General features: G+C 66.3%; 7 protein-coding genes and 1 pseudogene. 3 read left to right on the top strand and 5 right to left on the bottom strand.

Annotated features, from left to right (window positions below; all coding sequences use genetic code 11):
• Positions 1–4: 4 nt before the first annotated feature.
• On the bottom strand, positions 5–946 hold the full coding sequence (locus QNO09_RS21260; protein WP_283971800.1) for a PIN domain-containing protein: 942 nt from the start codon (positions 944–946) through the stop codon (positions 5–7).
• Between the two features lie 511 nt (positions 947–1,457).
• Between QNO09_RS21260 and QNO09_RS21255 the strand changes: the two genes are divergently transcribed.
• Complete coding sequence (locus QNO09_RS21255) at positions 1,458–2,288, top strand: hypothetical protein (RefSeq protein WP_283971799.1); 831 nt, start codon at positions 1,458–1,460, stop codon at positions 2,286–2,288.
• Between the two features lie 354 nt (positions 2,289–2,642).
• Here QNO09_RS21255 and QNO09_RS21250 read toward each other — a convergent pair whose 3' ends face one another.
• A complete protein-coding gene (locus tag QNO09_RS21250) occupies positions 2,643–6,302 on the bottom strand; it encodes an anti-phage protein Upx-like protein (RefSeq protein WP_283971798.1) in 3,660 nt (1,219 codons plus the stop codon).
• Positions 6,303–6,647: 345 nt separating this feature from the next.
• Positions 6,648–6,938, bottom strand: a complete 291-nt coding sequence (locus tag QNO09_RS21245; RefSeq protein ID WP_283971797.1) for a hypothetical protein — start codon at positions 6,936–6,938, stop codon at positions 6,648–6,650.
• A 123-nt stretch (positions 6,939–7,061) separates the two neighbouring features.
• On the opposite strand from QNO09_RS21245, the gene QNO09_RS21240 reads away from it, so the two are divergent.
• On the top strand, positions 7,062–7,631 hold the full coding sequence (locus tag QNO09_RS21240; RefSeq protein ID WP_283971796.1) for a TetR/AcrR family transcriptional regulator: 570 nt from the start codon (positions 7,062–7,064) through the stop codon (positions 7,629–7,631).
• 241 nt (positions 7,632–7,872) lie between these two features.
• The gene (locus QNO09_RS21235; RefSeq protein WP_283971795.1) at positions 7,873–8,064 is read left to right on the top strand and encodes a hypothetical protein; all 192 of its coding nucleotides are present in this window, start codon (positions 7,873–7,875) and stop codon (positions 8,062–8,064) included.
• A gap of 271 nt (positions 8,065–8,335) precedes the next feature.
• Here QNO09_RS21235 and QNO09_RS21230 read toward each other — a convergent pair.
• A pseudogene (locus tag QNO09_RS21230) lies at positions 8,336–8,487 on the bottom strand (alkene reductase); the annotation flags it as partial.
• A gap of 199 nt (positions 8,488–8,686) precedes the next feature.
• Positions 8,687–10,369, bottom strand: a complete 1,683-nt coding sequence (locus QNO09_RS21225; protein WP_283971794.1) for a CocE/NonD family hydrolase — start codon at positions 10,367–10,369, stop codon at positions 8,687–8,689.
• Positions 10,370–10,451: the final 82 nt, after the last annotated feature.

Genomic DNA, 10,451 nt, shown 5'->3' with positions numbered 1-10,451 from the left:
GCGCTTAGATGTCGTCACCGTCCTCGGGGACGTCGACGCTGATGCTCGCAAGGTTCGCCTCGCGGTGCTTCGCACCGAAGCCGTCCTCGGGGATCAGGTACTTGTCCGGTGGGAAGTCCCAGGGCAGGCACCAGGTCATGGCCTTGCCGCGCATCCCGTTGTCACGCGTGATGACGGTGATCTGGCGCGGCGCGATGGCCTGCTGCAGGTGGGCCGCGCGGGCCACGGCTTCGTCGTCGTTGTTCGGCAGGCGTCGGTGCCCAAGCTCGTCGCGCAGGACCTGGACTTCGGTGCCGTCGTGCAGTTCGAAGCGGCCGTCGTCGGACAGGCTCTTGAGGACGTCGCCCAGCAACTCGTAGACCCCGCGCGCTCGTTTCCTGATCTTCTCGCTGCCCTCGGAGTAGGACTTGGTGTCGATCTCCTCCACCACCACGTGCGGGATCACCAGCGTCGCCAGGCCCTTTCCGCACACCCGAGACCACGGGATCTTGTCGAAGCGCTGACAGTGCAGCAGGGTGTTCGCGTCCACGACCAGGACACGCTCCCGGTAGCTGCGGTAGTCCTCCACGGTCCGCCGCATCCGGTTCTGCAGTTCAATGAAGTACGTCGCCAGCTCGTCCAACTCCCAGTGCAGCAGCAGCGCGGTTCGGTAGGGCGTCAGGGGGCTGTGCACGATGTGGCTGTAGTGCTCGCCGCGCAGCCGCGCCGGTACCGCGGGGTCGGCGAAGACACCCGCCAGTTGCCGGGCGGTCGTCGCGGTCCACTGGGCGTACTGCCGCAGCGTCACCACCAGGTCGGGCCCGGCCAGCTTCGAGGGCTCCACGCCCGCCAGCATCGGCTGGGCGAAGTGCGGGACGGAGTTGCGGACGTCGTTGAGCCCGCCCTGGACCAGATCGTCGAGGAACCTGATCGCCTTCTCGCAGGAGACCCCGGGCCGCAGCAGCATGGACAACTCCCTCGCCTCTCGGGCTGCCGCACCGTTGCGGGCAGCTTCGCCAGCCACATCGTGGCAGCCGATCCCGGCAGGCGGCCACCGAAATCCGCGGGTCTGCCCCACCCTGACACTCGTTGAACCAGCAGAGACCATCCTCCATGGTCGATTGCAAGGGCGAGGGCTCATGACACGGTCGTTAGCGGTACCCCGGGTTGTGAGAACCGTGCGGCATGGGTCCGCAAATCGGGGCCCCCAGGTGAGGAATCAAGGAGAGCAAGTCTGGGGAACCCGTGAGCACCGGGTGGGGAAAATCAAGGTTCTGGCCCCGATTTCGTGAATGATCTTCGACTTCTGGCTTGGCCTGCCGAGCTCCTGCTCCCGATCGGAAGACGGCGGTGTTCTCAGTGGCAGAGTCGCCGCCTCCTTAGTGTCCGGCCGGGGCTCCCCGTCAGGGCGCCTTCGGCGTCGCTCACGCGATGGGATTCGCCCTCGCACTGTCAGTGCGCCCACCTACAGTGCTTCCATGTCTGACAACGAACAGCCGCCAAACCGCAGGCTAGTGGAGGCCGTGTATCCCGCCGGCACCCACCTCGACTACTCCCGCGCCTCCTCCAACGGGATGCGCGGCAACGTACGCGACGACCGGGACAATTCGCTCATCGGCCAGGCCGAACTCTTCGACGCCCCCGACCGGTACGCCGACGGCTACCACGACGGCTACGACCACCGATCCCACGACGGCGAGTTCCGCCGCTACCTCATTGACGCCCTTGCCCGCGAGGTGACCCTCTTCTTGGGGGATCTCGTTTATGCCGCGGCGGCCCGCGGTATCGACGCCGCCCGCCCACGCATCAACGCCTGGGTGCGCCAACGCGTGGACAAGCTGCGCAGCCGCTCACCGAGGGTCGCTGCCGCAGCCCTCCCCGAGCCCGCGCAGGAACCCAGTCCCGAGCACGCACCGCCGCGACCGGCCGCCGTGACCGCGGGCCACCAGCGGGTGGACCCCGTGCTGCGCGCCGACCAGGGCGATGCCTGCGCGAACGCCGCCCTGGAGCGGATCAGCGCTCGGGCGGTCGAGGTCCACGGAATGGCCGCGCACTACGCCGCTGACCTGCCCGCGGCCGACGCCGCCGACGAGGCCATGCGCCAGGCCGTGGCTGCGGCTGCGCCCGGACTAGCCGCCGCCGCTCTCCAACTCATCGCCTCTGACGAGGCGCTGGGCCTGACCTCTGAACAGCAGATGTACATGTGGGAGCGTGCCGCCGAACTCGACCTCGCCGTGGTCGAAGACCTCACTGGCACCCACACCATGCCGGCAGAGGTCGTCGCGCCGCAGCCCTTCGGCCGCGACTAGGAGCGTGATGCCTGCGGGCCGGCGGATCCGAAGATCATTCACGGAATTGCGGTCTGACCCAAATACAACGAGTCTCATCAACGACCGAGGCGAGCATCGCGCTGTTCGGGTAGATGGAGGGCATTTACAACTCCCGGCACAGCCAGAAACGGCTCCGCTACCTCAGCCCACCGAGTTCGAAGGGAAGCACCACACCGACCAGGCAACGGCCGAACGCACCTGAAAACCGACAACCCGCTCTGACCATCCGATAAAAGTACCCACCGCACGCCGGAAGAACCTCAGACAGCGCCCTCGGCCACATGCTGGTTCGCTTGGACGGCGCCCCCTCGATCCCATACATAGGGGTCCAGATCAAGAGCGGCGTCCCCCATTGCCTCGCTTACCCCGAACGAGCTCCGCGGCGACCCACTGCTCGAATTCGCTGATAGGGACTACTGGCACGTTGGAGGCAAGCACTCGGGGAGCCATAAGATCCCTGCTGGTGACGATGGCGGATGTAACAGTCCAGCTGGTGCTATCGCGATCCCCAAGGAAGTGAGTCAACGTTGCCGCGAGGTTTTGGCGTACCCACTCTGTGCGGCGACCAAGTTTGACGAGAGCACTTTTGTCGCCGCGCAATAGAGCATCGGCTTCGTTGGCCATTTCGGTCGGATTACGTGACATCTCGAAGTCCTTGGCTTCGATAACGATGATCACGCGTCTAACCGCGTTGATACCAAGCGCATCGATGTCGCCCAGATCGTGACCCTCGACTGACGTGAGTCTACGTCCCGCGATTTTGGAGACACCCCTGACAGCGAGGGAACAGCCTCCAGCCCTGAGTGTGTCGACGACATGCGCTTCGAAGGCCTTGTTCTCGTCCTGCCGAATCACTCCCAGCAGTTTCTTCATCGGCGATGACGTGCTGCGCAACCGTCCGGAGTAGATGAGGTTGACCCAATACGAGCCACTGCTCCAAGTGTGTCTGGCTCCCCAGACGAGTTGAGAGCCGTCCCCTGTGCCCACACGGATAAGCGGGCGTCGAACGTACGACCATTCACGGTTGTAGCGCCACGGCCACGCATCGGAGTTGACAGAAAGGAACTTGGCCCGGGGACGCAGTGTGAGCCGATCGAGGAAGGTCTGCGCTTTCTCATGTTCCCAGTGCAGCGTCGTGGACAAGTGATCGGCAACAACCGACTCTGAAAGGGTGTAGGGCTCTGACTGGCAGCGCTCATCCCCCAGGGCGATGACCTCGCCGACACCCTGGATCAAGTCGGTGAGAGAGAAGCCGAACTCGGCGACCATTGCTTCTTCTACCTGTGCGGTGGGCCCTTGGGGCTCGGATCCCCGGCGGGAATGACGAGTCGGTGCCGCAAGCAGGAGTGCCTCTGCTCGGGCTGTAGCAAGGGCGTTGGAGCCTGATTCGTATTGGTCGCCGCGGGAGACACCGAGTCGGCCGGAGGCCAACAAGGCAAGTTGAGCCTCTGAGAAGTCGTGGTGAATGGCTTCCGAGAGAGTGGCACGAGAGATGAGTTCTGCAGACAACGCCATGAGGTGGTCGTACGTGTCCAGGGTGAGTGACGAGTCTCCACTGGGAGGTTGGGCAGCGACGTATTCGATGAGGAATCGGCTGGCCTGAGCAGCTTCCACTTGGCGCTTGGTGGTCCTGACAAGGTTCTCGGCCGGCTGGCTTGCCTCTCCGAAGCAGGCGATGCGCGATGGGAGGATCTGGTCATTGAAGGCCTCGTCGTACAGGAGCGCTTCGTGCCGCAAAATCAGCGACTCGACGAGTCCCTCGGCCGCCAGACCGGCCACCATATCCTCGATGAGCGCGAAGTAGTGCCCCACGACCTTCTGCAGAACCTGGGTACGCTTCTCCGAGGGGATGGTCCCCACTGGCGTACCGGCGCTATCGAGGTACCGACCCAGTTCGTCAAGAACCGTGGCGGAAGCGGCAGATTGTACCAGTCGAGCCGTAGGGAGTGGACCGGGGCGCAGCGGAAGGCGTGGGTTCAGTTCGACGTGCAACATCTGTTTGGGACCCTCGGGCGCCAGTTGATCGACGAGCGCGTCAAGATCCTCGTCCACCAATCCGGCGGTTTGCGTGATGCCTCCAAGCAGGGCTCGTAGCAGGATGCGGTCGGCTCCGTTTGCGTCTGCGAGAAGGCTGGCCATGCCCTCCGCGTAGAGGCGCAGATCGACGAGCCCAGGTTCGGCGCCACGGACGTCGACCCAGGGACGTTCACTTTCTGTACCAGGATTGCCGTCCAACGCAGCCCGCCACGCTGAGGGATCGTGGAAGGAAAGGCTCACGTACAGCTCGCCCGTAGACGCGGCTAGCGGCAAGAGCTCGGGGCGGGCGGTGGAAATCTGCCAGGTCCAGAAGGCTGCTGCTTCTACCGTCAGGTGATGGAAACCCTCCAGCCCGTCGGCAACCTCATGGTCGCCAGCACCCAGCCACACATTTACGTCTGAGACTTCGACGAGTCTCCCCACCTCGGGTACGTCTGGAAGAGGCCGATAGATCGGCGCCGTAGACGTGCCGTATACGGAGACCACCGGCACGAAGACAGGCCTCTGCGGGCTGGGAACGTCATGACGGTCGTAGCGTTGCTGAACTTCAATGCGCAGCGCTCGAGAGTGGTCCTGTTCGACGAGAAGCATCGTAGGTCTCGCGTCGTCTGACACGTAGTAGCTGTACTCACAGTTCCGGAAGAGCCCGTAGTTGTCCAGTGCGCTCCACGACTGCACACGAGTCGTCTCGTGCAACTCCGTTTCCGCTTGCGCAAATCGCCATAGGAACAAGGGGTCTGAGCCGTCCAGCTCTGCCATGACCTGAAGGTCGCTGAGAGAGGTCACGACGACCGGGCCGGTGCGACGCTGGTCCGCGAGTCCCAAGAACGAGGATCGGCCCACGCCTTCGTTGATGATGAGGCGAAGAGTGCACGCGTCCTCGGGAAGAGGCGGGCCGACAGGGTCAATGACGTTCTGCACCCGCAGACCAAGATCCCGGATGGGCCAGTGACCTGTCGGATTGGTCTCGTCGTAGTCGGACAGGTCATCCATGACCACGGCAAGGTCGAGGATCTTGTCCTCAGCGAACGTGAAGGTGCGGCGGGTGATCAGGTCGTCACCCACCTGTTGAGCCGGCCCTGTCGGGACCGCACCACACAACGTCAAAAGGCGGCTGGTGTCTCTCATCGTCTGATCGCGCAGTAGGCGCGCAAGCTGGGGTCGGCATTCGTGCAACCCGGCTTGAACGATGAGTTCATGGCGCAGCGCCGTAACCAGTTCGGCTGGATTAGCGACGATCAAGCCATCTTCCATGAGGAGAAGAGGTTTGACTACGAGTCCATCGTCCGGCCCTGGTCCCGCGGTGAGCGTGTGCTCGCCTGGCCGGATACCCCATCCAGCGAGGAGATCGGCGGAACTGGCCGGCAGCAGGTCAGACAGGTCTGTGAAGCGATAGCGGACGGCTTCCCGCAGGGCGGTGAGGGTCTTCTCTCCCGGAACGAACACCTCGTCGCTGTGTCGCTCCAGCGGAGCGATACCCCGGTGAAGCCCGGCCCGACGCAGCATGGCGTCGCTCAACCTCAATGCCGTGTGCGCCCACAACTGTGTCTCCTTGACGAACTGCGCCGGCAATCCAGCCTTTCCATCAGGCCCGAGGATGCTCCGCAGCATGAGATCGAGGGTGTGAGCACACCGTGATGTCAGTCCTTGCGCGACGAGACATGGCCCGCCGTGGAAGGAAACCTCGGCGGTGTACAGGTCGTCGTACAAGTCTTCTTGGGCACGGATCTGAGAGCCGCTAACCAGGGGATCCTTGAGCAGCGCTCGGAGCTTGCTGGGTGACAGCCGGGGTGCATCCGGACGTCTGGGGAGGCACGCCCCGATGGAAGCAAGGCGCTGAAGCCTCACAAGGCGCGGAATGTTCTGAGGAATCAACTGCAGAGCGGCTGCCGACGCGACAAGCACGGGGCCATCTACATCGTGCCAAGGGCGGCCGGTCAAGCGGGCAGCGGTCATGCGCGTCTCCTAGGGCTGGCGGACGATCCTTGATGCAGCCGAAGAAATCACTGCGACCAGCAACAAGCGCCTCCGTGCGTCACGGTAGCGCCCAGGACTGACAACGGACGCCTCTTCCCAACCCCGAACGTCCGGCGCCTACGGGATCGAGTTCACCAGGCGCTCGGCATCGCCGACGAGGAACCGGCTCACCCCGTCGCTCACTCACAGTGAGCATCCAAGCTCATGATTCGCCAACTATGCCTCTCATGATTTGCCAACAAGGATTCTCCACGCGCTCCCGACCTGCGCGTCTCAGTCCATGATTCGCCAACTAAAGTTCTCGGTCACATCAGCCGCGGGCCGTCATCGCCTGGACGTACGGTTCGGCTCTTGTGCGGTGCGCGGCGAAGGCGGCAGGTGAGTGGGACGGGTGGCGCCCACGAAAACGAGCTGCGCTGCGCGCCGGACGGCGACTGCGGCCTTGGAGGCGTCCTGCTGCTGGCTCAGGAGTCCGAGGACCTCGTGTACGTCGTACTTCTTGCCGCTGCGTTCAAGGCATTCGAGGATGAGCGTGGCCGTGTGAGTTTCGCCCTTGGCGCTCTGGATCGATCCCGCGATCGAGGGCACCACGTCGTGGTCCGCACCAGCGGGCACCTCGGGGACGGGGGCCGGCTGGGCGACGTACGGGATGTGGACAAAGGGATCTGCGCGCCGTGCGACCCCTTTCAAGGAAACCGATCGGTTTTCAATTCCTCCACTTCGGGTTAACCTGGCGGTATGACCACCGAAGTGAGGCCAAGCCCCCGAGAGCGGCTGCTGAACGCCGCGGCAACGCTCACCTACCGAGACGGTGTCGGCATCGGCGTCGAGGCACTGTGCAAGGCGGCGGGGGTGTCGAAGCGCTCCCTGTACCAGCTGTTCGAGAGCAAGGACGAACTGCTGGCAGCGAGCCTGGAGAACCGCGCCTCCGCCTACGTGGCCGGGCTCCTGCCCGCGGTGGACGATGGCCGGTCACCCCGCGAGCGGATTCTGCACGTCTTCGAACAGGTGGCCTCGCAGGCGGATGCGCCCGAGTTCCGCGGCTGCCCTTACCTGGCCGTGCAGGTCGAGCTCAAGGACCAGAGTCACCCTGCGAGCCGGGTGGCCCACCAGATCAAGGCGGGCCTGACGGCCTTCTTCCGTTCCGAGGCCGAACAGGGCGGTGCGAGCGATCCCGACCTGCTGGCCCGGCAGCTCAGCCTGGTCTTCGACGGCGCCAGCGCCCGCGCGGGAATCCGGGCCGACAACCTGTCCGGACTCATCACCCCCACCCTGACCGCCCTGCTCGACGCGGCGGGCATGCGCTGACACGACCCGCCTCGAGCGGGCCCGGTGACTGATGCGCTCTCCGGGTCGTCGCCCATCACCGGCGGCCGCAGCAACCCCCGTCGCCTCACGCCCTCGCTTCCGGCCAACCGGAGGAAAGCCCGATGACGGTACGTGGGTTGAGGATCACGCCCTTCCGGAGTTTGCCCGAGCGCACGGTGCGGAGTTGCCGGACCGGCGAGCCCAAGGCCTGTCGTCCGCCGCAAGGCCGTGAAAACCCGGGTTGCGTCACCAGGCCCTGCGCGGGCGGATCCGCGCGGGCGACACTCCTGCGACGACTCGTCCGCCGTCCTCGCCGCTCGGCTCCCCATCGTGCCGGTCCCGTAAGGGCCCCGGCGACGACCGGCCCGAGACCACCTGGCTGGAGAAGGTCACCGACGAGCAGTACGGCAGCCCGCCCACCCGCAGGCTCTGAAGCGGGACACACCTTCGCACCTGCCTGCCCCGCGCACCGCCGCCGCAGGACATGTCCTCGCACGAAGCGAGAGGCCCCGCGCGGACCATCTGCCTTCTTGCACGCGGCCGACGACGCGCGCGTACCTGACGCGCCGGACCCGGTGATCCGGCCCCCACCGACGCCCGACGGCCCGGCGACCCGTGACTGCTCGGGCTGCCGGGTCGACGTGCACCGCCGGCATGTCGAGGCGTCCGCAGCCTGTGCCTGCCACGGACGCCGGTCGCTCTCGTCAAGCGGCGAGGGTCGGATAGTCGGTGTAGCAGCCGCGTCGCCGCCATAGAAGGTGGCGGGGTCGGGGGTGTTCAGGGGTGCGCCGGAGCGGAGGCGCTCGACCGGGTCGGGGTTGGCCAGTGCCATCTCGCCGACGGTGACGGCGTCGGCCCAGGACGCCGCTGCAGGGCTGGAAACTGATCCGCCCCCGCCGTGATGGCCCTGTGCAGGGCCATCACGGCGGGGGCGGATTCCGACCGCGTCGAGGTCACCAGTGCGATCTTGTCCCCGAAAGGGGTCGCGGCCTGGGCGAGAATCGCGCCGGGCGAGCTGACGGTGCCTGGTCGCCCAAGTGGATCTCCGGCGCTTCTTACGGGACCGGAACCACCGGCAGGACGAGGCGAGACGGCCGGCCGGGGTCGTGGAAGACCTGCTGCCGGGCCACTCGTGCCGTGATCGCGCGGTCCTCGGGCTCGCCCGTGTTGAGGTTGCGGTCCCAGCGGGGGAAGTTGCTGGAGGTGACCTGGACCCGTATCCGGTGCCCTGCCCGGAAGACGATGCTGGTCGACCACAGGTCCACCACGTGCTCAGCCGGCACACCCGGTGTCGCCGCGCGCACCCGCACGATGCCGTCGGCCACGTTACGGGAGACACCCTCCTCGTCGACGTCGCACAGACGTGCCACCCAGTCGGTCGAGGGCCCGTCCGTGGCGGCGAAGAGCACCGCCCGGATGCGACCGGTCACCTCGGTGTCCTCGGCGAGCGGTTCGGTGGTGAAGACCAGGACGTCCTCGCGCGCCTCCACGCTGCTCTGGTCGAGCGGCCCGGAACGGAAATCGTCGGTCATGAGGAGCGCGCCGCCGGTGGTGGGTACCGGATCCATGGGGTCGTAGGTGAACTCCTCGGGCTGTTCGGCGGTGGACGGCGGCTCAGGCGTCAGGCGTCCGTCCGCGCGCAGATGGAAGGCCGTGTCCACGGCCCGCGACAGGGGCCATTCCGTCTCCTCGCGCCACTGGTTGATCCCCATCACGAACAACAGGACCTTGCCCGTGTCCGGCTCGGGAACATCACCCCCGCCTTCACCGAGCGTGCGCTCGAACCAGTCGAGTTGCATGCCGTGCAGGCGTCCGCGCATGCCCATGAACTCGGAGTTCGCGCTGAACCCGAAGTTGACGTCACCCACCACGTGCTGCCAGTTGGTGTGGGTCCAGGGGCCCATGACCAACGTGGCGGACCGGCCGGCGCGGCGCATGGCGGTGAAGTTGTCGAGCGTGCCCTGGCTGAAGATGTCGTACCAGCCGCCGACCTGGAAGGTGGGCAGGTCGACCTCGCCGTGCCGGCCCGCGACGCGGCAGGACCGCGCCCACTCGGGATCCCGTCGGGACCGTTCGTAGCCAAGTTCGGGAAGGTCGTGCCGTGCGAACGCGGGAAACCTCCCGGCGGGCAGCTCCCCGTAACCGCCGCTCGCCAGGCCGTCGAGGTCCTGGACGAGCCCGGTGATGCTGTTCACGAGCCCGCCGACATCGGTGCGGTGACGGCGCATCAAGGTGTCGGCGCCCTGCATCAGCGACCAGGGCGCGGTGATACCGAGTTCGATCGCGCCGCCGCGCGTCCACAGTCCGTCGTCCGGATCGGACCAGGTGATCATCGGCGCGATGGCCTTGAGCTCGGGCGGCTTCGACAGTGCCGCCATCCACTGCGTGTTGCCGAAGTAGCTGCCGCCCACCATGCCGACGGAGCCGTTCGAGCCGGGCAAGGCGGCGGCCCACCGTACGGTGTCGTACCCGTCGCTCCCCTCGTACGTCCACGGCTCCCATTCCCCCTCGGAGGCGAACCGGCCACGGGTGTCCTGGAGGACGACCATGAAGCCACGCCTGGCCGCCGCCGGAGGATCGAGCACAACGGTCATCATGGGCGTCTGCTTGCCGTACGGCAGGCGGCTCAGGAGCACCGGCCAGGGGCCCGTACCGCCCGGCCGGTAGACGTCCGCGCGCAGCACGGTGCCGTCACGCATCTGTGCCGGGACATCGAACTCGATCTGGATCTCCGTCATGTGCTGCTCCTTCGCGGCCCCGGCGTGTGGCGCGCCATGGTGCCGTCAGTGTCCTTGCACGCACCACCCCCGAACGGGGGTG

The sequence above is a fragment of the Streptomyces sp. 378 genome, assembly GCF_030124145.1.
Taxonomy (GTDB): Bacteria; Actinomycetota; Actinomycetes; order Streptomycetales; family Streptomycetaceae; genus Streptomyces.
The sequence above is the reverse complement of the archived record's forward strand: the minus strand, read 5'-3'. Positions and strand labels throughout refer to the sequence as shown.